Here is a 24,348-nt window from a genome sequence, read left to right on the forward strand (position 1 = left end):
CAGGTTAAATACTCGACAACAAGAACGATCAGCAGAAATTCAGTTTGTAAAATATTACGTACATCCCAAAGTTTGTCGTAGTGAGGCATTTGATGATCAGAGATTACCTAGCAGAACGCTCAATAAAACGTCGTGATGGTTTAAATGCCCATATAGCAAGAGAGCGCACAATGGCGCTCTCTTTGGTTATGTTCAGAGGCTAAATCGTAAAGACTCGGTAATCTTTCAGTTCTGGGATTTTCTTCAGGACGTTATCCTCCTGAGCGGCCATATCATCGAGTGAGTCACACAACTCTTCCGCTTTCTGCTCTATACCTTGCGAGTGCTCATTAATACGTTGTTCAACTTTTGCACTCAACTCCGTCATACTTTCAGACAGCGCCGTCAGATTAAGCCCGTCTTCTTCTTGCATCTTTTTCGACAACGCTTCAAACGCACTTGCCAAAAACTCTTTGTTGAAAATTTCCTGAGCTTTAGCAAAATCGTCCGTCCAGCTTTGAGTCATCGATTCAAAACTTTCAGCAGGCAAAATAAAGTCACCGTCTTTGTAGTAGCGCGATTCTACGTCTTCAAAAAATGTTTTGACCGATGCTTTTACATTGTCAAAAGCGTCAGGTGCATCCAGACTCGCCGCGACATCATCGATGATGGCATTCGCCAGCTCTAAACCATCACTCGCCAATTGTTTAGCCTGAGGGATGTAAGCGTTCATTTTCTCTCGATAACCTTCAAGCGCGGCTTTCTGGTCAGAATCAAGTTCGACTTGCTCCCCTTTAATAAACAGGTTGTTATCTTCATCGACAACTGCACTATCACCAGTAGTCTGATGAATTTCCAAACTCTGTCCATCCAGGCGAACTTCATTATTGATGTCCACACGACACTGTGCTGTGTAGCCAGAAGCACTCACTACCAGCAATGAAAATGTAAGCAGTTTCTTCATGTCTTTCTCTTTTATCCAACTTTACTACTGTTAAACATAACACTGGGTTATATATCTGATGTCAGAAAACCGTCACCACATCATAACCAGTTGTTTTATCGGCAATTTTAACATTGACATCATCACCCTCTTCTTTCCCCATGAGTGCTCGACCTAGCGGGGACTTCGCCGTTAAGACAAAAACTTGTTTACCTTGCCACTCAACGGTTAACCCACCAGAGCAAGGGCCGATGAAAAAGCACTTTTCAGTCAAGTCATCGTCTTCCAGTAAGACGACAGCTCCGACACCAATCGGTGCATCTGTAAAGTCTTTAACCACTAGCGAACGGTACTGGCGCAATTCTTCTTCACTATCCTGAACTCGCATTGCCTGACCATGAGCAAGATAGGAAGCCTCTAACGCCAAAGTGTCGTACTTGTGTTCTGGTACCGTTTCTTCATCCGTCGCGGCATCAATAGCTCTCTGAGTAGAAGCGTGTGCAACCTGAAGTTTTTCTTCCAGCTTTTGAATGATTATTTGGACTAACTCTGCTTTGTTCATACTTTTAAGACGCACTTTTAGCACAAAGATTATGGTATTGTGCCCTAGTTTATCATCAAAGGAAGGTTTACCTATTATGCAAAGTATTCCGTTGCAGCAAACACTTCAATCTGTGTTTGGTTTTGACTCATTACGCTCAGGCCAACAACCTGTCATTGAAGCCGTGATGAATGGTAACTCAGCAGCGGCAATCTTTCCGACAGGTTCCGGTAAATCACTCTGCTATCAGCTACCCGCAACTCAGCTGCCAAACCTTACTTTGGTGATCTCTCCCCTACTTGCCCTAATGAAAGACCAACTTAGCTTTTTACAAAGTAGAGGCATTGCGGCAGCATCCATTGATAGTAGCCAAAGTCGGGAAGAGTCTCAGAAAGTCATGGCCGGCGTGAAAAACGGCCAGATAAAAATTCTGATGATTTCAGTAGAGCGTCTCAAGAATGAACGCTTTCGTGAGTTTATCCGTCAGATCCCAATATCATTAATGGTGGTAGACGAAGCACACTGTATTTCCGAATGGGGGCATAACTTTCGCCCTGATTACCTGAAATTGCCGCAATATCAGCGTGAGCTGAACATTTCCCAATCCTTGCTTCTTACCGCTACAGCAACACCCGCCGTTATTGACGATATGCAGCAGAAATTCAATATCGCCAGTGAACATATTACCGTTACGGGCTTCTATCGTCCCAACTTAGATATTTCAGTGGTGCCATGCCAGGAATCAGAAAAGCAGACTCAGCTAAATACTATCGTGGCAGCCCAGCCTACCTTGCCAACCATTGTCTATGTGACTCAACAACAAACAGCTGAGCAGGTGGCAAAATCGCTAATTCACATCGGCATTAACGCCCATGCTTATCATGCTGGAATGAAGAGTGACGTCCGGGAAAAAATTCAGCAGCAGTTTATGGATAGCCAAATCGACTGTATTGTCGCAACGATTGCCTTTGGTATGGGCGTGGACAAATCGGATATTCGCCGTGTGATTCACTTCGACCTGCCGAAATCAATTGAGAACTACGCACAGGAAATTGGTCGAGCCGGACGTGATGGTCAACGCTCTGAATGTATTTTACTTGGTAATACATCTGGTCTGACGGTACTGGAGAACTTTGTCTATGGTGACACCCCAGAACGTACCTCCATCAGCTATGTATTAGAGCAAGCGCGCGAACATACTCCTCAGTGGGAAGTCGTGCCACTGCGCCTGTCTCGCGACAGCAATATACGCCAGTTACCGCTAAAAACACTCTTGGTGTATCTGGAGTTAGAAAAAGTTATCGAGGCCAAATACAGCTACTTTGCTGAATATCGCTTCAAGTTTCTCCAAGATCAGCAATTTATTCTTAATCAGTTTCAAGGGGAACGACGCCAGTTTGTAGAAGCCATTTTCACTTGCTCAACAAAAGCCAAAGTATGGTGTCAGGTAGATTTAGACGCACTCTGGATGCACTATCAATCAGAGCGAAGCCGTGTGGTCGCGGCACTGGATTACTTTCATCAAAACGGATGGATTGAACTGGAGAGCAAACAGTTAACCGATGTGTACGCGGTTCTTCCGACTCAACAAAGCTCAGAGACGCTGGAACAACATCTTTACGACCTGTTCCAATCTAAAGAGCGCAAAGATATCGAGCGTATTCATACGATGTTGGGCTTATTTCAATCGTCAGAGTGCTTAAGCTATCAACTGGCACACTACTTTGCTGATCACAACGCGCCAACAGAGTGCGGTCATTGCTCTGTTTGCCGTGGTCAAGTCGCGGTGTTTCCGGCTCAGTCAAATGAACCACCAGAAAATGAACAGGTCGTATCCTGGGTGAAGGAGTTTGTACAATTGTCTCCGACCACCATCAGCAATGGGGCAGTTGCCCGGTTCCTATGTGGGATTAGCACACCGCTTATCAGCCAACTTAAAGCGACAAAAAAATCCGGATATGGCGCGATGGCCAATGTATCCTTCGATAAAGTCATCGAGCTCGTGAATGAAGCCCGTGCTTAAAGGAAACCGTTGTTAAAAAAAAGCGCTTAGAAGAAGCTGAGCTGGCGAGCTTGTGTTTCCGGCTTGAGCATCACACTCAAGCCTAAAAGGCGGATTTCTCGTCCCTGCTGGCGCTTGAGAATATCTTTAAGCAGTGTTTTGAAGTCATTTAACTCAAGCTGTGGATGGATGTGCTCAATAGTCGTGAGCTGAAAATCGGCGAACTTCACTTTTATACCTTGCTTGATGATCGACTTGTCAGGGCTAGCGCGCTCTAATCGTTTCTCAAGCTCGGGATAAAGTTTACTTTCTATTACCTGCCAACATTCGTCGTAAGTGGAGATATTCTGGCTAAACGTACGCTCTACACCGACAGACTTTCTCTCTCGTTCAACGACCACTTCTCTGTCATCAATTCCCTGACTCCGTTTCCATAATGACGCACCTTGGCGGCCAAACTGACGCAGCAACTCTCGGTAATCACTGTTTTTAATGTCTTCACAAAGGTAGAAACCCGCTTGATGCAGTTTTTCCAAGCTGACTTTGCCCACACCCGGAATTTTCTCCAATGGTAATTTGTCCACGACTTGCTGAACTTTGTCTGGAGGAATCACAAACTGACCGTTGGGCTTGTTCATATCTGACGCGACTTTGGCGAGAAACTTGATTGGTGCGACCCCTGCAGAAGCCGTCAAACCAAGCTCATTCCAGATATCTTTTCGAATGGCTTCAGCGATAAGTGTCGCGGAACCGTGACATGCTGTGGCATCAGTCACGTCCAAATAGGCTTCATCTAAAGATAAGGGTTCAATAATAGGGGTATAACGTTCAAAAATCGCTCTAATTTGCTGAGAAACCTGCTTGTAAACATGCATGCGTCCCGACACAACAACCAGATTGGGACACAACTGTAACGCCCGAGCAGTCGGCATCGCACTGCGCACGCCATACTTACGCGCTTCATAATTACAGGTACTGATAACCCCACGCTGCTTCTCATGACCACCAACAGCGAGTGCGATGTCTCGGTAGTTTGGGTTATCTCTCATCTCCACGGCGGCATAAAAACAATCCATATCGACATGAATGATTTTTTTGATTCGCTCTGACATAACCCATATTACACTGTTTAAAAAACCAGTATAGATAAATTCATGGCCGATGAAAATGAAAGTTTAACTGGTTTACTAACCACCAAGCCCATCACGTTAGATAAACCATTGACTGAGCGGTTATTGCATCTGTTAGTCCCGCAACATAACGTCCAGTTGATCGACCAACTCTGCCCAATCCGCATCTTGCTCAATAGCCTGCTTCAAGAAAGCTGACTGTGAGCGTGTCCAAAAGCTCGCTTCATATATCGGCGCAGAATCACGTTTATGTCGATGGTTATTCACAAAGTCTTTAATTTCCCTTGGTGAACTACCTAAACCGAGCTGCTCAAACAATTCGGTCATTCCGTGTTGATGCATTTCCATATCTACCTCCTCAAACAGGATCACTAACCAAGAGTATATACCCTGTCAGGCAGACGATAAAAAATAACCCAGCATAAAGCTGGGTTATTAATGTCTGATAATTACTCTTTACAGAGTTATGCGATTCGGTCTTTTTCCCAAGCCGCCAGCTTCTCTGCGCGGGCAGCTTCACGAGCTTCGCGCTTTTTACGAGCGTCACAAGGCTCCGGACAGTTACATACTTTTTCAATGCCTACAGCACCAAGGCCGCCGCAGCTACCTTTTACGACTTTTTTCTGGATGATATAGCCGATCGACATTGCCGCAATCACAGCGACAAACACGGCAAATGTAATTAGAAATGTACTCATAAAGACATGCTCACTTATGTAATTATTGGCTTACGTATGGCTTGTAGGCATCAGATGCCAGCTCTTTAAAGCCATCTTCGGTCTTAACAATCATTAGCACCGGAATATTGTTTTCTTGTGCTACTTGCATCCCTTTTACTTCGCCCATCACCATCAGGCCAGTCGCTAGACCGTCTGCAGTCATCGACGATTTGTCCAGTACCGTTACTGAGACCACTTTGTGGTTGATCGGTTTCCCTGTTTCTGGATTAATGATGTGTGAGTAACGAATACCATCACGCTCAAAATAGTTACGGTAATCGCCAGAAGTCGCAATAGCCATCTCACCCGGCTCGATGATCTCTTGGATAGCTCGCTCTTCAACAGACGGCTTCTCAATCGCTATACGCCAAGATACACCTTCACGGTTAATACCTTTCACGCGCATCTCACCACCGACTTCCACCATGTAGTTCATGATGCCTTGAGATTGGATGTAATCTGCCACAACGTCAACGCCCCACCCTTTCGCGATGGTAGACAAGTCTACGTATAGGTTTGGAATGTCTTTCTTCAGTGTGTTACCTGCAACTTCTAGGTGTTCGATACCTGTCATTGCGCGACGCGCCGCTAGTTCTTCATCACTTGGCACGACTTCAGGGCGAGCTTCCGGGCCAAAGCCCCATAAGTTAACCAGAGGCCCTACGGTCACATCCAGTGCACCCATCGTTAGTTTGTTCAATCGAATCGCTTCTTTTACAACGGTCGCGGTTTGAGGTGATACTTCAAATGCATCAGATTCGGTGTACTGGTTGAAACGACTTAGCTCTGAATCTTTACGGTAAGTCGACATTTGATCGTTCACTTCTTCGAGTAAACGGTCGACTTCTTTTTGTAGTTCAGCCGCAGCTGGAATACCTTCCGCAGCAATGTATTTAATGTTGTAAGTCGTCCCCATTGTAGGGCCAGTTAGATGTACTTGCTCTGCCGGCTGTTCACAACCTGCAAGAACTAAAAGAGAAGCAAAAGCAACAAGCCACTTTTTCACTTGTTTAACTCCTATGGAAAATTGAAATGGATATAGAGAATAAGTTGTGTCGATATAAACCGATTTTCTATATCAATTAATATTCAGAAAAAACAATGGCTGACCCGTAAGAGTCAGCCAAAAATTTCAATTACTTAGATGGATTAACCACCGAAGTCATCTAGAAGGATGTTTTCATCTTCTACACCAAGATCTTTCAGCATGCCGATAACAGCCGCGTTCATCATCGGTGGACCACACATGTAGTATTCACAATCTTCAGGAGCTTCGTGATCCTTCAGGTAGTTTTCGTACAGTACGTTGTGGATGAAACCAGTGTAGCCATCCCAGTTATCTTCTGGCATTGGATCTGATAGAGCACAGTGCCATACGAAGTTGTCGTTTTCTGCTTGTAGGCCGTCGAAATCTTCTACGTAGAACATTTCACGCTTAGAACGTGCACCGTACCAGAAAGACATCTTACGCGTAGAGTTCAGACGCTTAAGTTGGTCAAAGATGTGCGAACGCATCGGAGCCATACCAGCACCACCACCAATGAATACCATTTCAGCATCAGTGTCTTTCGCGAAGAACTCACCAAATGGACCAGAAATCGTACACTTGTCACCTGCTTTAAGAGACCAAATGTATGAAGACATGATACCAGGTGGTACGTCAGGATTATTAGGCGGCGGCGTAGCGATACGCACGTTTAGCATAATAATGCCTTCTTCTTCTGGGTAGTTAGCCATTGAGTAAGCGCGGATTGTCTCTTCGTTTACTTTAGACTCGTAGCGGAACAGGTTAAATTTGTCCCAATCTTCACGGTACTCATCTGGTACGTCGAAGTCAGCGTATTTCACGTGGTGAGCAGGCGCTTCAATCTGGATGTAACCACCAGCACGGAAAGGTACTGATTCGCCATCTGGAATTTGTAGCTTAAGCTCTTTGATGAATGTCGCTTTGTTATCGTTAGAGATAACTGTACATTCCCACTTCTTAACGCCGAAGATTTCTTCTGGAAGTTCGATGTCCATGTCTGTTTTCATTGCAACTTGACATGCTAGACGCTCACCTTCACGTGCTTCACCTTTAGTAATGTGGTCAAGCTCGGTAGGAAGGATATCACCACCACCAGATTTAATTTTTACGCGACACTGACCACATGAGCCACCGCCACCACAGGCAGAAGAAACGAAAACACCAGCGCCAGCAAGAGCGCCTAGTAGTTTACCGCCTGGTTGTGTAACGATCGCCAGATTAGGGTCGTCGTTCACAGAAATTGTAATGTCACCTGTTGGTACAAGCTTAGACTTAGCGAAAAGAATCACTAGTACTAGAGCAAGTACGATCAGAGTAAACATCACTACACCAAGAATAATGTCCATTGACTATTCCTTAATTGTTGCGGTTTACCCGACTTACAGTTGAACACCAGAGAAAGACATAAAGCCTAACGCCATTAGACCTACAGTGATGAACGTGATACCGAGACCACGTAGACCAGGAGGTACGTCAGAGTACTTCATCTTCTCACGGATACCTGCAAGAGCAACGATTGCTAGCATCCAGCCCACACCAGAACCGAAACCGTAAACAACAGATTCAGCAAAGTTGTAGTCACGTTGTACCATGAAAGATACACCACCGAAGATCGCACAGTTTACTGTGATCAACGGTAGGAAGATGCCTAGCGCGTTGTACAGAGGTGGGAAGAAACGGTCTAGAACCATTTCTAGGATCTGTACAAGTGCAGCGATTACACCGATAAAGGTGATGAAGTTTAGGAAGCTAAGATCGACACCTTCAACTAAAGCGTTTTCTCTCAATACTAGGTTGTAAACAAGGTTGTTTACTGGAACAGCGATAGTAAGTACTACTACAACCGCAACACCTAGACCAAAAGAGGTCTTAACTTTCTTAGATACCGCAAGAAACGTACACATACCTAAGAAGAAAGACAAAGCCATGTTTTCGATGAAAATCGATTTAACTAACAGACTAATGTAATGTTCCATGACGTCCTTACTCCTTCGCTTCTACTTGTTCTGGTTTCAGAATACGGATTGCCCAGATTAGGAAGCCGATTAGGAAGAATGCTGATGGCGCTAGAAGCATCAGGCCGTTTGGCTGATACCAACCACCGTTGCTCACTAGAGGTAGGATTTCCATACCAAATAGTTTGCCCGAGCCGAATAGCTCACGGAAGAAACCAACAGTGATAAGAACGAAACCGTAACCAAGACCGTTACCGATACCATCGATAAGAGATGGGATTGGCGCAGATTTCATTGCGAATGCTTCAGCACGACCCATTACGATACAGTTCGTGATGATAAGACCTACGAATACTGATAGCTGTTTAGAGATATCGTAAAGGTAAGCTTTAAGCACCTGGTCTACCACGATTACTAGCGATGCGATGATAGCCATCTGAACGATGATACGTACGCTGTTAGGAATGTGGTTACGGATTAGAGATACCGAGAAGTTAGACAAAGCAGTTACAAACGTTACTGCCAGCGTCATAACAAACGCAGTTTCTAGTTTAGTTGTTACTGCCAGAGCAGAACATACACCAAGAACCTGTAGCGCGATTGGGTTGTTGTCCAATACTGGCGCTAGAATGCTCTTTTTAACATTTTGTGCACTAGACATTAGTTCAGACCTCCGTCACGAACTTTTGCTAGGAATGGACCAAAGCCCATGTCACCTAACCAGAAGTCAAATGTGTGTTGAACACCGTTACTAGTTAGTGTCGCACCTGACAGGCCGTCAACACCGTGCTCAGAACCTGCTGGCGCACCACCTTTAACAACCTTGATAGCTGGTTTGTGGTTTTCGTCAAACAGTTTCTTGCCTACGAATTGTGCGCGCCAGCTTGGGTTCTCAACTTCACCACCAAGTCCAGGAGTTTCACCCTGCTCGTAGTAAGTGATACCAGATACTGTGTTGCCATCTGTTTCAACAGCAACAAATGCGTACATCATAGACCAAAGACCATTACCGTGAACCGGAATGATAACTTTAGATACTGCGTCGCCGTCTTTCACTAGGTATACAACACCTGTATTAGCACGACGAATGATCTTCGCTTTGTCATCTTCAGCAGATAGCTTGATAGACTCAGCAGGATCTTTTGCAGCTTTACGCTGATCGTAAGTTGCAGCGTTACCTTCTACAAAGTCACCAGTATTAAAGTCAACCAGACGTGGTTCAATGTATTGTGCAAATAGCTCAGGTACTTTTTTACCTGAAGCATCAATGCCCGCAACTTCAACGATCTTAGATTGCTTATCTAGTACAGCGTTAGCTTTTTGCTTATCGCGTAGACCTACTGCTGCTGTTGATACGATGATTGAACAAACAAGGCTCAACCCGACAACAACACCCAGCGTCTTTTTAATGCTGTCGTTATTACTTGCCATAGCGTGCTTGTCTCCGCTTGATGTTCTTCTCAATAACTAAGTGGTCGAACAGAGGTGCAAACAGGTTCGCGAATAGAATCGCCAGCATCATACCTTCTGGGTACGCTGGGTTAACTACACGGATAAGAACACACATTACACCGATTAGAGCGCCGTACCACCATTTACCTTTGTTGGTAAATGAAGCAGATACAGGGTCTGTCGCCATAAAGAACATACCGAATGCAAAACCACCTAGAACTAGGTGCCAGTGCCATGGCATGTTGAACATAGGGTTAGTATCAGAACCGATAACGTTGAACAGCGTTGCTGTCGCGATCATACCGATCATTACACCCGCAATAATGCGCCATGAAGCGATTCGCATGTACACGATCATCGCTGCACCGATCATCAGAGCAAGAGTCGATACTTCACCAATTGAGCCAGGGATGTTACCGATGAAAGCATCCATCCAAGTGATAGGAGCACCAGAAACTGTGTTTACTAGAGCACCGTTACCACCTTGAGCCCATTGGCTAAGAGCAGTCGCACCAGAGAAACCGTCAGCAGCAGTCCACACTACGTCACCCGAGATTTGCGCAGGGTAAGCGAAGAATAGGAATGCACGGCCTGCTAGTGCAGGGTTTAGGAAGTTACGACCTGTACCACCGAAGATCTCTTTCGCAACAACAACACCGAAGGTAATACCTAGTGCAGCTTGCCATAGAGGAAGTGTTGGCGGAACGATAAGTGCGAACAGGATAGAAGTTACAAAGAAACCTTCGTTAACTTCGTGCTTACGCACCATACAGAACAGAACTTCCCAGAAACCACCAACAATAAACACTGTTGCGTAGATTGGTAGGAAGTAAGTCGCACCTAGTAGCATCTTACTGCCAACCCCTGCATCAGCGGAGATGGTTCCACCAAACATTTCGGTTAGCCAGTAATGCCAGTTGCCTGCTACTACTGTCGCTAGTTGGTCACCAGCGTGCATGTGAGTCAGTGCTGCGATAGCTTGGCCACCCGCGTTGTACATACCCCAGAACATTGCTGGGAATACCGCGAACCAAACCATGATCATGATACGTTTTAGGTCAACGCTATCACGAACGTGTGAGCTTCTCTTTGTTACAAGACCCGGAGTATAAAACAGCGTTGCTGCTGCTTCATAAAGGGCAAACCACTTCTCATGTTTACCACCAGGCTCAAAGTGATGCTCGATGTCTTCAATAAATTTTTTAAGAGACATGAAAATTACCCTTCCTTCTCGATCTTATCTAGGCATTCACGAAGTAGCTGACCGTACTCGTACTTACCAGGACAAACAAAGGTACACAATGCTACGTCTTCTTCGTCTAGCTCCAGAGCGCCAAGTGCTGCTGCACTATCTGTATCGCCTGCACATAGATCACGAAGTAGCAGAGTAGGTTCCATATCTAGTGGCATTACGCGTTCGTAGTTGCCAATTGGAACCATTGAACGGTCACTACCATTAGTCGTGGTTGTCATGTTGAACAACTGACCTTTGAATAGGTGACCAAGGAATGAGCGAGTTACAGAGAACTTGTTCTTACCAGGCATTGCCCAGCCGAACAGCTCTTTTTCATAACCTTCACGTAGAACAGACACTTGTAGGTTGTAACGACCTAGGTAAGCGTGAGGACCAGTTGCATGAGTACCTGTTAGTACCGAACCAGAAATCACACGAACTTCACCTGGCATTAACTCGTTGTCTGTCACGTCGTCTAGGCTAGCACCTAGCGTCGTACGAACTAGACGAGGGTTATTCACTACTGGACCAGCCAGAGAGATAACACGGTCAGTGTAAAGTTCACCAGTTAGGAACAACTTACCGAACGCAATAACGTCTTGGTAGTTGATGCTCCACGCCACATTTTCAGCATTTACTGGGTATAGGAAATGCATGTGGGTGCCAGCAAGACCTGCTGGGTGAGGGCCATCGAAGACGTGTTCTTCAATGTTAGACTGTGAAGAGCGTGGCAAGCTAGTGCCAGATTTACATACGTAAACCTTGCCTTCTGTCAGGGCTGAAAGAATGTCTAGACCAGCAACGAATGCTTCTTGTTGCTCGTTAATTATCAACTCAGGATTAGCTGCTAGTGGATTAGTATCCATTGCAGTTACAAAAATCGCCTTAGTTGAAGACTCGATTGCTGGAACCTTGCTAAACGGACGAGTACGTAAAGCGGTCCATAGGCCAGATTCAACCAATTGAGTCTTGATCACTTCACGATCTAGACCAGAAAGTTGAGAGGCTTCGAACTTATCGAATGTCACCTGCTCTTCACCTGCCACTTCAATCACTACTGATTGAAGGACACGTTTAGCGCCACGGTTAACTTCGATCACTTTACCGGCTGCCGGTGCAGTGAATTTCACGCCAGGGTTCTTCTTGTCTTCAAAAAGAACTTGCGCTTTTTTCACTTCATCACCAACGCGGACATGCATGGTTGGACGCATGCCAACGTACTCTTCGCCAAGCAAGGCGACTTTTTTGATGGTCTTACCATCATTAATCACCTGGGATGGAGTTCCTGCGATAGGAAGATCCAAGCCCTTCTTTATTGTAATCATACGCACTTGCACTACTTTTATCGGGAAAAAGATTCTTTTGATTGCGTAACTTTTAGACACGACATTAGTGTCCGGTTTCAGTGTTGTTTTAAACACTAAAATCGCAACATCCTATTAAAAATCTCGTTACAAGAAATACTCGAGATTTCTCAGGTGCAATATTCTAGCATTTTTTAGGAACTTGATGCCATGACCAATCATAAGAATAGAGCGGATATTTAGGTAGAATAAGGTCTAAAAGGTCAAAGAATACTCATAACTTTGACCAATCGCACAAATACAATATTCCACACATACCGTATGGTAAAGCAACATTCACCGGCTGAAACAATCTTTGATTTTCATTCATTTGTTGAAACACTGTTAACGTAATTTCTTTAACCGGGATAGCTCTATTCTTTGGTGTTACGCTTGGTAAAACGAAAAAAAAGATGGTTTCCACCATCTTTCAAAAATCTATTTTTAATGGCGTTAACGACCACCACCGACACACATTGGGCTATCAGGCGCGCCATTTTGCTCGCTCTTCCATTCCTCATCGGTGTAAGTATGAATCGCTAATGCGTGAATGTGATTATCCAACTCATCTGCGAGAATTTGATGAACCTGTCGGTGTCTGCCAATCAGTCTATGTCCAGCAAACGAGTCGCTGACAACGATGACTTTAAAGTGGCTTTCTGAACCTGGCGGTACATTATGCATATAGCTTTCATTGATCACTTTTAAGTAGCTAGGTTGCAGCTCACTATGCAGCTTTTTCTCTATGATTTCTTGGATCATATTCGTTCCTCATCGATTCGAATTTCATAAGTATATACCCAACTCACGGTAACTTGCAGTATCCAGCTCTCGCTGTTGAAGTATAAGTCTAAAAATTAAATCCTAACCTCAATCAACGCAATAGTTTAAAACTCAGAGTTGAGTCATGTCTGAGCCTTTGAATAACGTAAAAGCAAGTAAACTCAAAATTTAACAGCTTTTTGTATCTACACTTGCCATCATTTGCGACAATATTCCCTAGTTTATTGAATCAACCTACGTTTACTTATGAAAACCGAACTGAACCTTCACGGCAGAAGCCTAACGCTTCACCGCTTCCCTAAGCGCTCCAACGAAACACTGCAGGCTTGGGACGCTGGTGATGAGTATTTGATTAATCATGTTGAAGAGTTGGCGCTAAACGACAATCAACATATTGTGGTTATCAATGATAGCTTTGGCGCTTTAGCTTGCTGGTTCTCTGAAAAACATCGTGTGACGTTTATGAGTGACTCTTTTATTTCTCATAAAGGTACTCAAGTAAACCTTGAAGCAAATCAATGTAAAGACGTGACATTTCTTAGCACGATGGATGACATTCCAGCAGATGCTGACTTGGTTTTGCTGCAACTTCCAAAAAGCAATCGTCACCTGACTTGGATACTCAGCCAGCTTAGAAATGCGCTCCCTGAGTCATGCCCGGTTATTGGCGTTAATAAGGTCAAAGAGATCCACACTTCGACGCTCAAACTCTTTGAAAAGCATTTAGGTGAAACGAAAACGTCCCTTGCCTGGAAGAAGCACCGACTGGTTTTCTCCCAAGCCAATGCTCAGCCGATTGTCGAAGTCGACCCGATTACGGCGTGGAGTGTGGATGGCGAGAATATTCAGCTCAAAAATCTGCCAAATGTATACTCAGGCGAAAGTTTAGACTTGGGTGCCCGATTTATGTTGCAGCATATTCCTCAAGATGCTTCCATCACTCATATTGTCGACCTTGGATGTGGCAACGGCGTACTCTCAGTGAAAGCGGGGCAGTTAAACCCAAATGCTCGCCTGACTTGTGTTGATGAAAGCTTTATGGCGCTGGAGTCGGCTAAGCAGAATTTACTGGATAACTTAGGCGAAGAGCGCGAAATACAATGCATCGCGAACAACTGCTTAGATGGTTTTGATCACGATAGCTGCTCTCTTATCATGTGCAACCCACCCTTCCATCAGCAGCAAGCCATCACCGACCATATCGCATGGCAAATGTTCTGTGATTCAAAGCAGGTATTGAACAAAGGTGGTCGATTACTTGTCATAGGAAATCGACACCTTGGCTACGACGCTAAACTCAAGCGTCTGTTTGGTGCCAACAATGTGAATCTTGTCGCGTCTAACAATAAGTTCGTGATTTTACAGGCAACAAAAAATCCTGCTAAATTAAACGCAAAATAAAAAAGCTCCTTACTGAGAAGAATGTTTACAAGGAATAATCAAATGAAAAAATTGGTAATCGCGGCTTCAGTTGCCTTGCTGGCTGCATGTTCAGCCCCACAACAGGTACAACTGAACCTGATGCCTGAAAGCACACTTAGCACCAATCCTATTGTACAAGGCAAAACATACAGCTTAATCAGTAAAGATGTACGTGCCGCTCAATACGTTGCGTTGGTGGATAATGGACGTTCTAACATTCTTCCTCTCCACGCGAAGCAGAATTTACGTATTGCTCTTGAGCAAGCGTTGGAGAAGCAGTTCTCATCCCAAGGATTCCACTCAGACCTTAACAGTAATAATGTGATTGAACTTAAAGTTCAGGAAGCGCTCGTGAACGTAAAGCATTCGGTCATGGAAAAAGAGATGAGTGCTAAGGTTGTATTAGAAATCACAGCAGAAAACCCACAAGGCCGATTAGTCAAAACGTATACGGGTAGTGCAAATCGCTCCGGTACGTTCAGCGCTTCAGACTCAGATATCGAACAGACATTAAACGATGTGGTTGATCTAACTCTGAAAGAAATCGCCAACGACCCAGAACTTCGTCAGTACATGCAGGAGCGATTCTAATGATACGCAAAGCAATTCTTTCTCTGGCGCTACTCAGTTGTAGCGTTTGGGCTGGACCTAAGGTCTCGTTTGAAACAACACTTGGCTCATTTACCGTTGAGTTAAATGAAGAGAAAGCACCAATAACAGTGGCGAACTTCCTTAAATATGTTGAGGATGGCAGCTACGAAGGCACCATTTTCCACCGTGTAATACCGGGTTTTATGGCGCAAGGTGGCGGTTTCAACCAAGAGATGCAAATGGTTGATACGTACGAGCCTATCAAAAATGAAGGTAATAACGGCTTAAATAACGACCAAGCGACTATCGCGATGGCTCGTACCAACGCGCCGGACTCGGCAACTCGCCAATTTTACATTAATTTGGTGGATAACGATTTTCTTAACTACGGCGCTCGACCACCGGGTTATGCAGTCTTTGGTCAGGTAACTGAAGGCTTTGACGTCATCCAAAATATGGCAAAACAGCCAACATCTTCATCTGGCCGAATGCGTGACGTACCAGAAACTCAAATCGTCATCACGAAAGCAACATTACTCAAATAGCCATCATAAACCCTTTGAATATTCGAAGGGTTTTCTCTTTCAACGGCGTCATTTTATTGGATTAATCTATGTCTTCATTACCTTCCATCACTTGGTTGGAAACGGTAAAAAGTTACCTCGATAAACGTTTGTTATGGGTCTTTATGCTGGGATGCTCAAGCGGCTTCCCATGGGTATTGATCGGCTCTAACATGTCTGGCTGGCTTAAAGATGCAGGCTTAACGCTTTCTGCGATTGGTTATTTTGGTAGCGTCTTTGCCGTGTATGCGATTAACTTCCTCTGGGCTCCACTGGTAGACCGGCTAAAACTCCCACTGTTGCACCGTCTTCTTGGGCAGCGACGCAGCTGGATTTTCTTTTGTCAAAGCATCGTACTTGTCGCCACCATTCTTATTGCAGATGTAAACCCGGCACAAAATCTGGCTTTTGCGTCAGTTTTAGCCCTGTGTATTGCGACGGCATCGGCAACACAAGATATCGCCATCGACGCTTTTCGTATTGATACCTTCCCAAAATCTGAAGCCTCTAAACTGCCACAAGCGTCGGCAATGGCAGTCATCGGATGGTGGACTGGCTACTCCCTGCCTGGCTATTTAGCGTTTATTAATGCTGATAGCATCGGCTGGAATGGCGTTTATTACGGAATGGCATTTATCGTTGTTGTTTTAATGGTGTTTACACTCTTAGTCGGAGAACCTAAAACTCAACGTGAGCAGTTACAGTCTGAAGCAGAACAACGTCACAAAGAAGTGGTTGGTTCTAGAATCGTTGCGTGGTTTACAGTAACCGTCGTTGAGCCTTTCCTGGATTTCTTCAACCGAAATGGGGTGCGCGTTGCGATAACCTTATTACTCTTCGTATTCTTGTTCAAAATTGGCGAAGCCTTCTTAGGCCGGATGTCGATTGCATTCTATAAAGATATCGGCTTTAGTAATGAGCAAATTGGCTACTACTCCAAGCTAATCGGCTGGGGCGCGACAATATTCTTTACCTTAGTAGGCAGTATGTTCAATGTGAGGTTTGGCTTGGTTCGCGGCCTGATGATCGGTGGCATTGCCATGTCGGCAAGTAATCTAATGTTTGCTTGGATTGCTTCAGTCGGTCCTAATGAACACTTGTACTTAGCTACCATCATTGTCGATAACTTTACTACAGCATTCTCAACCGTGGCGTTTGTCTCTTTCTTAACGTTATTGACCGGACAAGCGTTTTCAGCAACACAATACGCATTGCTTGCGTCTTTAGGCAACTTTGGACGAACCACTCTGGCCTCATTCAGTGGTGAGCTAGTAGATTACCTTAATGACTGGAGTACCTTCTTCATTCTTACAGCGGTTATGGTGATACCAAGTTTGATCATGCTGTATTCACTACGCCACTACTTTGATGACCTGCTAGAAAAAGCACGCCATAAACACTAAATCACTAGAAACCAAAGAACCACCGCAAAACGGTGGTTCTTTTAAAAACAGCATTGTGAAAAACTGCTGGAGTTTAAGGGTAAAGCCCCTTACCAAACATATTGAAGATTCTTGCCACACCCTGAGTAAATATCATTGGCTCAGTTAAGACAGTAAGACACAAACAATCTTCCCCGGCTTTCGTATACGGGCTGTGCTTAACAGACGCATCACGAATCATCAGGTCGCCCTCTTCGTACTCACCATCCTCATCGCTAAATCCGCCATGTAAGACCAAGGTTGACTCTATTCCTTTGTGCGTATGTTGAGGAATCTGCACATCTTCACTGATATACATGAGGTTTACTCTGGCATCTTCGCCCAAATCAATTTGAGCACTATATACTTTGCCGCCATAACTTCTCCAAGAGCCGACCAAATCAGAGAAACGGCTCAGAGTTTTGGGTAACTCAAAGCTTTTGCCTGCCACGGACACTTTTGCTGAGTCTCTAATAATGACACTGTCTCGCATGGGAGGGGCCGTAACAATGGCATTAAACATGTCATCAAATTCAGGCACGTAAACACAAGGAACGTTACTGACGACATTCGCTTGCTCTGCTTCTACCCGATTGACGTAGTCTCGGCACTTGGAGCATGTTTCTAAGTGCGTCGCGACCACAAGACCAGAAACCGCATCAATGCTGCCCAAAGCATAAGCTTCTAGCAATTTGTTATCTGGATGATTGTTCATAGTTGCTCCGTATGCATTGAATGTCTTAATTTCTCTACCGCAAGTCTTAGACGAGATTTAACGGTGCCAAGTGGGATATCAAACAGTTCTGCCACTTGCTGATGCGGCAACTCTTCAAGATATACCGCTTGCAACACGTCTCTTTGATTTTTCGGCAATGTATCTAAAAATTTCACCACCTGCTCTTTCAGCATGTCTTGCTCGGGAGAGTAGTGATCGACGAGATCTGGTGGATAATATTCTGAAGGCCAGATGTCATCCGCATGAATGTGTAGCTCTTTGCCCTTTTGCTTTCGTAATAAGTCAAAGCACAAGTTGCGGATGATGGTGTATATCCAAGTAGATAACGCACTCTTCTTTCCATCGTACAAGTGAGCTTTGTGCCAAACCGTGGCCATGGTTTCTTGTACCATTTCCATTGCGACTTGCTCGTTCCCTACGTGCTTATAAGCGAACTGTTTTAATTTGGGAGCATAAAATTGGAATACAAAAGCAAAGGCGTCTTGATCTCGTGCTTTGACTTTGTCCATATACGCGTTCCATTCATGCCGTCCCAGTTTTTGTCGGCTATCACTCATCATATCGGCCTTATCGCAGGGAGGAGTCTCCCCCTCCCACTCCGTCCTAGTCTGTGATGTCATTAACTAACAGATTGAAACCACCACTATTGCCATCGTCTATCGCTACGACTTGATAGACCACACCGTTCATCAAATCCACAGGAGCAGAATCTATTGCAACAGTATTAGGCTCGCCTGCTGCAGTGACAGTGACAAAGTAGGTTCCTTCCTCAACGTAAAGTCCTTTCAGACTCTCTTTGTACGTAAAATCAGAAACGGTTGGATCACTACCGTCTATACCAGCGCTGGTAGTGAGGTAAATATCCACGTTCTCAGCAACCGGATTTGCCGCTGCATGAGTGATATTCAATGTCGCACTGGTGGCCACTGCTCTTCTCATGTCCTCGACAATCAAAGGTTCAACAGCGACCGAAGGGCTCACGACGCCAACAGCGTAGAAACTGTAATCCATCCCTGCTTCCACAGATAAATCGTCAATACTGAAAATGGGGTCTGTGGTGGTACCATCAACGAAAACATCGATGTCATAAGACTGAGGATCAAGATCCAAATAGCCACGAATTTCTTTGAAGGCTAAATCAGCAAGTGGAGCGAATGGAGCATCATTTACATTCACGTCTACAGCTGGTGCACCATCCACGACATGCCCAACCCGAACTTCAGCTTGGCTGCCCATATCCTGAATTATAGAAGATCCCGAACCATCTAAAACCAACAACTTAACGGGAGAAGAGCTGCTGGAGTCGCCGGTTTTAATGGCAGCGATAGTTAAGTTAGCATTTCCCGCCAATGAAAGCGTTCCAGAATCAAACACGACATCATCCCCAACCGCCAATCTGACTTGATAATCACCAGCCTGGATATTAAGCGTGTCTGTCGCCGCTTTATAAGCAAGATTAGTTAAAGGCATGACTGTCGATAAATCAGCCCCTGGATCTGTCACGTACACATCCACAGCTGGAACGCCTGAAGCAGCGTGCACAACTTGTACATCCAGAGAGCTTTCATCCGCCATCGACTCCGCGTGGCGTGTCACGATTAGTGGCTCGACAGGATTTGGGTTACCGTCGGCATCACCGACCACAAACACGGTGTACTTGAGGTCTGAATCGAGATCGAGCAACGTTCTTGGCACTACTGTTGCCACCTCACTGCCTGGCAACTGCACATCGACCTGAACTGCGTTACTGCCCTCACGAACCATCATGTACCCTGATCCAACACCATAATCGACGCCAGTTAGCGTAGCTTTGTCGTTAATCCATACATTCGCCAGTGGTGCATCTGCTGATGCATGCACTGCCTGAACATTGGAGAACTCTATTGTATCGCTGTCTGAACCACACGCAGCCAATCCCAGAGATCCCATTAAAACCAGAAACGCTTTACTTGTTAGTTTCATAACCGTGCCTCTTTGTTTTTAGGGGCTTCAAGTGCTTGGTGTAGAAAATGCAAAGCTGGAAGACAATCCTCTGCTCCTGCCAACCTATCGAACAGGTGACATTCCAACGGCAGTAGCTCAAGCCAACGCTGTGTGACCCAAGATGGGTCGTCATAAAAGCGGTGCTCATAAAGTGACCCAAGTTGAGGGAACTCCTCATAAACGTAAGCCAGCTGTTGACTTAAGTAATCAAAGCTGTACAGCCCTTTCGGAACAGCCCAGTTGTCCATCCACTCAACCTCGGCATGCCTTAAACCATCGGAGTCTGCTCTAACGCGCAGTACCTTAAAGCGTTTTTCACCAACCACTGTGATTCCAAGAAGCCCATCACTTAATGTTTCAAAATCAACAATCCGTACTAACGAACCTATCGAAGAAACGTTTCCAACTTCTTTCGGATCGCCGTCGTTACCTACCAGACAGACGCCAAAACCCATATTTTTCGAACTGCACTCTTTCACCATACGTATGTAACGAGGCTCAAAAATACGCAGATTCATTTTTCCTTCAGGGAGTACAACTGAAGTAAGTGGAAATAACATAACTTCGTTCATCAATAAGTCCTCTTTAGTTCATCGTCTAGTACGAAACTCTGTTCACTCCGATCACTAACGGTTTTTGTTGGTTAATCGACTGGCTTAAAAAGTCACGAAAATCGCCACGCAAACGATCTAAATCACATATTTATTGCAATAAAATGCAATAAATAAAAAGTTCCGTAAATAAAGGTACCTTTGTGATATTGATCACTAAAAAGGTTTTATTTTGCACCTTTTATCACTTTCTTTTGGGATTATTATCGCTATTATTCCCGCCACTAGGAAAACGCAGCATAGATTGCTTATTCTGAAATATTACAAACATAGAGAGTCCCCTTATGCGTAAATCACTTTTAGCTCTTGGCCTTCTAGCGGCTACTTCGGCTCCAGTTATGGCAGCTGATTACTCTGACGGCGATATCCACAAAAACGATTACAAGTGGATGCAGTTCAACCTGATGGGTGCATTTAACGAGAAAGGTTATGCTGAATCTTCTCACGATTACCTAGAGATGGAATTCGGTGGTCGCTCTGGTATTTTCGATCTTTACGGTTACGTTGACGTATTCAACCTAGCTTCTGATCCAGGCAGCGACAAAGCTGGCGGCGAGAAAATCTTCATGAAGTTCGCTCCACGTATGTCTCTGGACGCACTAACTGGTAAAGATCTTTCTTTCGGTCCTGTTCAAGAGCTATACGTTGCATCTCTAATTGAATGGGGCGGTAACTCTGACGTTAACTCTCAAAAAATCGGTCTAGGTTCTGACGTTATGGTTCCATGGTTTGGCAAAGTAGGCCTAAACCTATACGGTACTTACGCTGGTAATGAGAAAGACTGGAACGGTTTCCAAGTTTCTACTAACTGGTTCAAACCATTCTTCTTCTTCGAGAACGGTTCATTCATCTCTTACCAAGGTTACATCGATTACCAATTTGGTATGGATGACGACGAAGGTAACAAGTTCAACACTACAGCGTCTAATGGCGGTGCAATGTTCAACGGTATCTACTGGCACTCAGACCGTTTTGCGGTTGGTTACGGTCTAAAACTATACAAAGACGTATACGGCTTCAAAGACGGCGAAGCTCTACCGTGGGGCCACAAACCAGAATCATCTGGTGCAGGTCACTACGTAGCGGTAACTTACAAGTTCTAATAGAACCAATAAGTTTCTTCAGAAATGGCGCCCATTGGCGCCATTTTTTATTTGCTTTCCTTTTTCCCCTCATTATCCTTGCAGCAAACCTTTTCAATGAGAGCGTTTGGTGAATATTGTCATCTTAGGCCCTGGAGCTATCGGCTCACTCTGGGCAATAAAATTAAAGCAAGCAGGACATCATGTGTCTCTTTGGAGCAGAAGTTCAGAAACTCAGCTTTCGTTGCAACTTGATGACTCAGTCGGTGACACTTTCCTAAATAATCACCTTCTTTCTGTAAAAAGTGCTGACTTGATTGTGGTGACCGTCAAGGCGTGGCAAGTCGAAGAAGCCATTTCGCCTTTGCTTGGGCATATCCACCCCGACACAATCGTGATGCTGATGCATAACGGCATGGGAACCGCACAACGCGTTTCTGAATCGCTTAAAAACAACCCTATCGTTTTAGCGACCACGACTCACGGAGCCTATAAACCTTGCGAACAAAAAGTGCTGCATACAGGCCATGGCAACACACAGTTAGGCGGCTTCAATAATTTGGGCGAACAGTGTCAGTTTTTACAGGAAGTAATGCATCACGCCCTACCTGAAGTGGGATGGAACCCAAATATCAATGCAGCATTGTGGACTAAACTCGCTATCAACTGTGCAATTAATCCATTAACCGCTATCCATCAATGCAAAAATGGCGCGCTTGCACAGCAGGAGTTTCAGGATACGCTGAGAAACATTACGCGCGAATTGGTTGAGGTAATGAATAAAGAAGGGCTCGATACTGAGTTCGACAATTTGTTCGGGGTTATCATGCAAGTCGTCAATGCTACCGCGGAGAATTACTCTTCGATGAGACAGGATGTTTACCACCAGCGACGCACCGAAATCGACTTTATTACTGGTTATTTATTGCAAACTGCAGAGAAACACCACATCGAGACGCCTGAGAACCTCAGTCTTTACCAACGCATTAAACAGATAGAAAAAAGCTGGACAGAACAATGAGTGTAAAAATCTTAGTACCTATCGCTCCAGGTACCGAAGAAATGGAAGCCGTGACCATTATCGATATGATGGTTCGAGCTGGATATGACGTGACGGTAGCCAGTGCAGCATTCGATGGAGCTTTAACGATGAAAGCTTCTCGTGGCGTCACGCTAACCGCAGATTGCAAACTGGTCGATATCGCCGATGACGAGTTTGATGTCATTGCACTGCCGGGTGGTGTCGGTGGTTCGGAAGTGTTTCGCGACAGCACAGTCATGATAGAAATCCTCAAACAACATATTTATGAAGGAAAATTGGTTGCGGCTATCTGTGCAGCTCCAGCGTTGGTGCTACAACATCATGATCTTTTCCCTAACGCCCTAATGACCTGTCACCCAAGTTTCCAGTCACACATTCCTGAAGCGAACTGGCGTAGCAAACGCGTGACTATCGATATTAACCATAATCTGATCACCAGCCAGGGGCCGGGAACAGCGTTAGAATTTGCGATGGAAGTGATCATCAAACTCTCTGGCAAAAAACATGCGTGGACTATCGCCGAACCTATGGTGACCATTCCGACTTTGCACTATCACAAAATTGGTGAAGAGTAATGTTTGACGTCAATGCGGTTCGTAAGCAGTTTCCCGCTTTAAATCAGTCAATTAATGACACGCCTTTGGTCTACCTTGATAGTGCTGCTACCACACAAAAGCCTCAATGTGTGATTGACGTTATCAGTCATTATTACAGTGCTCAAAATGCTAACGTGCATCGTGGCAGTCACAGCTTAACCGCCAATGCCACCAGCCAGTTCGAAGCGGCTCGTGAAACCGTCACCCGTTTTATCGGCGCGGCCTGCTCGAAAGAAATCATCTGGACACGTGGAGCGACAGAAGCGCTCAATTTGATCGCTCAGACCTATGCTCGTAGCAACTTACAAGCAGGCGATGAGATATTGATCAGCGAGATGGAGCATCACGCCAACATCGTGCCATGGCAAATTGTTGCTGAGCAGACCGGAGCAAAAGTCGTAAAAGTGCCAATGACTTCCAACTGTCAGTTTGATTTGGAAGCATTTAAGTCGCTGTTGTCTGAACGCTGTAAGATTGTGGCGTGTGCACAAATCACTAACGTCACCGGTTCACGTCAGCCTATCGAAGAAATTACCACCCTGGCACATCAGTTTGGTGCCGTTGTCGTGGTGGATGGCGCACAAGGTATCGTACATGAGCCGCTAAACCTTGCTGAGCTGGATATCGATTTTTACGTATTCTCAGGACATAAGCTCTATGCCCCAGCAGGGATTGGCGTGCTTTATGGCAAGTTAGCCTTACTGGAAGCGATGCCGCCATGGCATGGTGGCGGAAAAATGGTTGAGAAAGTATCGTTTGAAAAAACCACCTTTTCTGCGTTACCCGGAAAATTCGAAGCAGGCACGCCGAATGTGGCTGGGGCTATCGCACTCGCAAAAGCCATTGATTGGTATCAGGGTTTTGATCATCAAGAAGTGGAAGCGCACCTGCACACTTTACAAAACAAAGCCTATCAAGCGCTTAGGCAGCTGGACGATATTCACATTCTTGGTTACCAGCCTAATGCATCGGTACTGACATTTGTCATGGATGGTGTTCATCACCAAGACATCGCGACACTACTCGACCAGCAAGGTATTGCAGTACGCGCCGGACACCATTGTGCCCATCCCTTAATGGATGCACTGAAGGTTAAAGGAACAGTACGTGTCTCGTTTGGAATTTATAACACCTTAGAAGACGTTGACAGGCTGATCGCCGCAGTAGAAAAAGCCGTCGATATGCTCTAACCA

26 protein-coding genes are annotated in these 24,348 nt (G+C 45.1%); 9 read left to right on the top strand and 17 right to left on the bottom strand.

Annotated elements, in window-relative coordinates:
* Positions 1–199 precede the first annotated feature (199 nt).
* Positions 200–943: a YggN family protein gene (locus VER99_RS10745; RefSeq protein WP_020335162.1), complete on the bottom strand. Its 744-nt coding sequence runs from the start codon at positions 941–943 to the stop codon at positions 200–202.
* Positions 944–1,004: 61 nt separating this feature from the next.
* Positions 1,005–1,484 (bottom strand): GreA/GreB family elongation factor, encoded by a 480-nt coding sequence (locus tag VER99_RS10750; RefSeq protein WP_020335163.1) that lies wholly within the window; start codon positions 1,482–1,484, stop codon positions 1,005–1,007.
* A 76-nt stretch (positions 1,485–1,560) separates the two neighbouring features.
* Here VER99_RS10750 and VER99_RS10755 point away from each other — a divergent pair, with 76 nt between their 5' ends.
* Positions 1,561–3,486 carry a RecQ family ATP-dependent DNA helicase gene (locus tag VER99_RS10755; RefSeq protein ID WP_020335164.1) on the top strand — a complete coding sequence of 642 codons (1,926 nt, stop codon included), beginning with the start codon at positions 1,561–1,563 and terminating at the stop codon, positions 3,484–3,486.
* Between the two features lie 26 nt (positions 3,487–3,512).
* Here the strand turns inward: VER99_RS10755 and dinB are convergent, their stop codons facing one another.
* The 11 genes from dinB to bolA all read right to left on the bottom strand — a co-directional run bounded on the left by dinB (position 3,513) and on the right by bolA (position 13,087).
* On the bottom strand, positions 3,513–4,577 hold the full coding sequence (dinB, locus tag VER99_RS10760) for a DNA polymerase IV (protein ID WP_020335165.1): 1,065 nt from the start codon (positions 4,575–4,577) through the stop codon (positions 3,513–3,515).
* Between the two features lie 132 nt (positions 4,578–4,709).
* On the bottom strand, positions 4,710–4,943 hold the full coding sequence (locus VER99_RS10765; RefSeq protein ID WP_014232786.1) for a DUF2789 domain-containing protein: 234 nt from the start codon (positions 4,941–4,943) through the stop codon (positions 4,710–4,712).
* 116 nt (positions 4,944–5,059) lie between these two features.
* Positions 5,060–5,293, bottom strand: coding sequence for a (Na+)-NQR maturation NqrM (gene nqrM / locus VER99_RS10770; RefSeq protein ID WP_014232787.1), 234 nt, complete (start codon positions 5,291–5,293; stop codon positions 5,060–5,062).
* A gap of 22 nt (positions 5,294–5,315) precedes the next feature.
* Positions 5,316–6,320, bottom strand: coding sequence for an FAD:protein FMN transferase (locus tag VER99_RS10775; protein WP_014232788.1), 1,005 nt, complete (start codon positions 6,318–6,320; stop codon positions 5,316–5,318).
* 143 nt (positions 6,321–6,463) lie between these two features.
* Complete coding sequence (nqrF, locus tag VER99_RS10780) at positions 6,464–7,687, bottom strand: NADH:ubiquinone reductase (Na(+)-transporting) subunit F (protein WP_014232789.1); 1,224 nt, start codon at positions 7,685–7,687, stop codon at positions 6,464–6,466.
* A 33-nt stretch (positions 7,688–7,720) separates the two neighbouring features.
* Positions 7,721–8,317, bottom strand: coding sequence for an NADH:ubiquinone reductase (Na(+)-transporting) subunit E (gene nqrE, locus VER99_RS10785; protein WP_014232790.1), 597 nt, complete (start codon positions 8,315–8,317; stop codon positions 7,721–7,723).
* 7 nt (positions 8,318–8,324) lie between these two features.
* Positions 8,325–8,957, bottom strand: coding sequence for an NADH:ubiquinone reductase (Na(+)-transporting) subunit D (locus VER99_RS10790; protein ID WP_014232791.1), 633 nt, complete (start codon positions 8,955–8,957; stop codon positions 8,325–8,327).
* A complete protein-coding gene (locus tag VER99_RS10795) occupies positions 8,957–9,727 on the bottom strand; it encodes a Na(+)-translocating NADH-quinone reductase subunit C (protein WP_020335166.1) in 771 nt (256 codons plus the stop codon). The genes VER99_RS10790 and VER99_RS10795 overlap by 1 nt, the downstream gene beginning before the upstream one ends.
* Positions 9,717–10,961: an NADH:ubiquinone reductase (Na(+)-transporting) subunit B gene (locus VER99_RS10800; RefSeq protein ID WP_014232793.1), complete on the bottom strand. Its 1,245-nt coding sequence runs from the start codon at positions 10,959–10,961 to the stop codon at positions 9,717–9,719. Before VER99_RS10800 ends, VER99_RS10795 begins: the two co-directional genes overlap by 11 nt.
* Positions 10,962–10,966: 5 nt before the next feature.
* Positions 10,967–12,307, bottom strand: a complete 1,341-nt coding sequence (locus VER99_RS10805; RefSeq protein ID WP_014232794.1) for a Na(+)-translocating NADH-quinone reductase subunit A — start codon at positions 12,305–12,307, stop codon at positions 10,967–10,969.
* Positions 12,308–12,778: 471 nt separating this feature from the next.
* The gene (gene bolA / locus VER99_RS10810) at positions 12,779–13,087 is read right to left on the bottom strand and encodes a transcriptional regulator BolA (protein ID WP_014232795.1); all 309 of its coding nucleotides are present in this window, start codon (positions 13,085–13,087) and stop codon (positions 12,779–12,781) included.
* Between the two features lie 267 nt (positions 13,088–13,354).
* Here bolA and VER99_RS10815 point away from each other — a divergent pair, with 267 nt between their 5' ends.
* The 4 genes from VER99_RS10815 to VER99_RS10830 all read left to right on the top strand — a co-directional run bounded on the left by VER99_RS10815 (position 13,355) and on the right by VER99_RS10830 (position 17,087).
* Positions 13,355–14,509: a methyltransferase gene (locus tag VER99_RS10815; RefSeq protein ID WP_020336457.1), complete on the top strand. Its 1,155-nt coding sequence runs from the start codon at positions 13,355–13,357 to the stop codon at positions 14,507–14,509.
* Positions 14,510–14,551: 42 nt separating this feature from the next.
* A complete protein-coding gene (locus tag VER99_RS10820; RefSeq protein WP_014232797.1) occupies positions 14,552–15,121 on the top strand; it encodes a YajG family lipoprotein in 570 nt (189 codons plus the stop codon).
* Complete coding sequence (locus VER99_RS10825; RefSeq protein WP_014232798.1) at positions 15,121–15,666, top strand: peptidylprolyl isomerase; 546 nt, start codon at positions 15,121–15,123, stop codon at positions 15,664–15,666. The genes VER99_RS10820 and VER99_RS10825 overlap by 1 nt, the downstream gene beginning before the upstream one ends.
* 68 nt (positions 15,667–15,734) lie before the next feature.
* Complete coding sequence (locus tag VER99_RS10830; protein WP_014232799.1) at positions 15,735–17,087, top strand: AmpG family muropeptide MFS transporter; 1,353 nt, start codon at positions 15,735–15,737, stop codon at positions 17,085–17,087.
* A 73-nt stretch (positions 17,088–17,160) separates the two neighbouring features.
* Here VER99_RS10830 and VER99_RS10835 read toward each other — a convergent pair whose 3' ends face one another.
* Genes VER99_RS10835 through VER99_RS10850 form a run of 4 tightly spaced genes read right to left on the bottom strand, consistent with a single transcriptional unit; the run spans position 17,161 to position 20,396 of the window.
* Complete coding sequence (locus VER99_RS10835) at positions 17,161–17,820, bottom strand: ChrR family anti-sigma-E factor (protein ID WP_020334298.1); 660 nt, start codon at positions 17,818–17,820, stop codon at positions 17,161–17,163.
* The gene (locus VER99_RS10840) at positions 17,817–18,401 is read right to left on the bottom strand and encodes an RNA polymerase sigma factor (RefSeq protein ID WP_014232801.1); all 585 of its coding nucleotides are present in this window, start codon (positions 18,399–18,401) and stop codon (positions 17,817–17,819) included. The genes VER99_RS10835 and VER99_RS10840 overlap by 4 nt, the downstream gene beginning before the upstream one ends.
* Before the next feature lie 43 nt (positions 18,402–18,444).
* Entirely contained in the window at positions 18,445–19,803 is a 1,359-nt protein-coding gene (locus tag VER99_RS10845) for a DUF4397 domain-containing protein (protein ID WP_020334300.1), read from the bottom strand.
* Positions 19,800–20,396, bottom strand: a complete 597-nt coding sequence (locus VER99_RS10850; RefSeq protein ID WP_020334301.1) for an LON peptidase substrate-binding domain-containing protein — start codon at positions 20,394–20,396, stop codon at positions 19,800–19,802. Before VER99_RS10850 ends, VER99_RS10845 begins: the two co-directional genes overlap by 4 nt.
* A gap of 323 nt (positions 20,397–20,719) precedes the next feature.
* Here VER99_RS10850 and VER99_RS10855 point away from each other — a divergent pair, with 323 nt between their 5' ends.
* The 4 genes from VER99_RS10855 to csdA all read left to right on the top strand — a co-directional run bounded on the left by VER99_RS10855 (position 20,720) and on the right by csdA (position 24,345).
* On the top strand, positions 20,720–21,538 hold the full coding sequence (locus VER99_RS10855; RefSeq protein ID WP_020334302.1) for a nucleoside-specific channel-forming Tsx family protein: 819 nt from the start codon (positions 20,720–20,722) through the stop codon (positions 21,536–21,538).
* A gap of 109 nt (positions 21,539–21,647) precedes the next feature.
* Complete coding sequence (panE, locus tag VER99_RS10860; RefSeq protein WP_020334303.1) at positions 21,648–22,538, top strand: 2-dehydropantoate 2-reductase; 891 nt, start codon at positions 21,648–21,650, stop codon at positions 22,536–22,538.
* Entirely contained in the window at positions 22,535–23,134 is a 600-nt protein-coding gene (locus VER99_RS10865) for a DJ-1 family glyoxalase III (RefSeq protein ID WP_014232806.1), read from the top strand. Before panE ends, VER99_RS10865 begins: the two co-directional genes overlap by 4 nt.
* Positions 23,134–24,345 (top strand): cysteine desulfurase CsdA, encoded by a 1,212-nt coding sequence (gene csdA / locus VER99_RS10870; protein ID WP_020334304.1) that lies wholly within the window; start codon positions 23,134–23,136, stop codon positions 24,343–24,345. The genes VER99_RS10865 and csdA overlap by 1 nt, the downstream gene beginning before the upstream one ends.
* Positions 24,346–24,348 lie beyond the last annotated feature (3 nt).

The organism is Vibrio natriegens NBRC 15636 = ATCC 14048 = DSM 759, assembly GCF_035621455.1.
GTDB lineage: Bacteria > Pseudomonadota > Gammaproteobacteria > Enterobacterales > Vibrionaceae > Vibrio > Vibrio natriegens.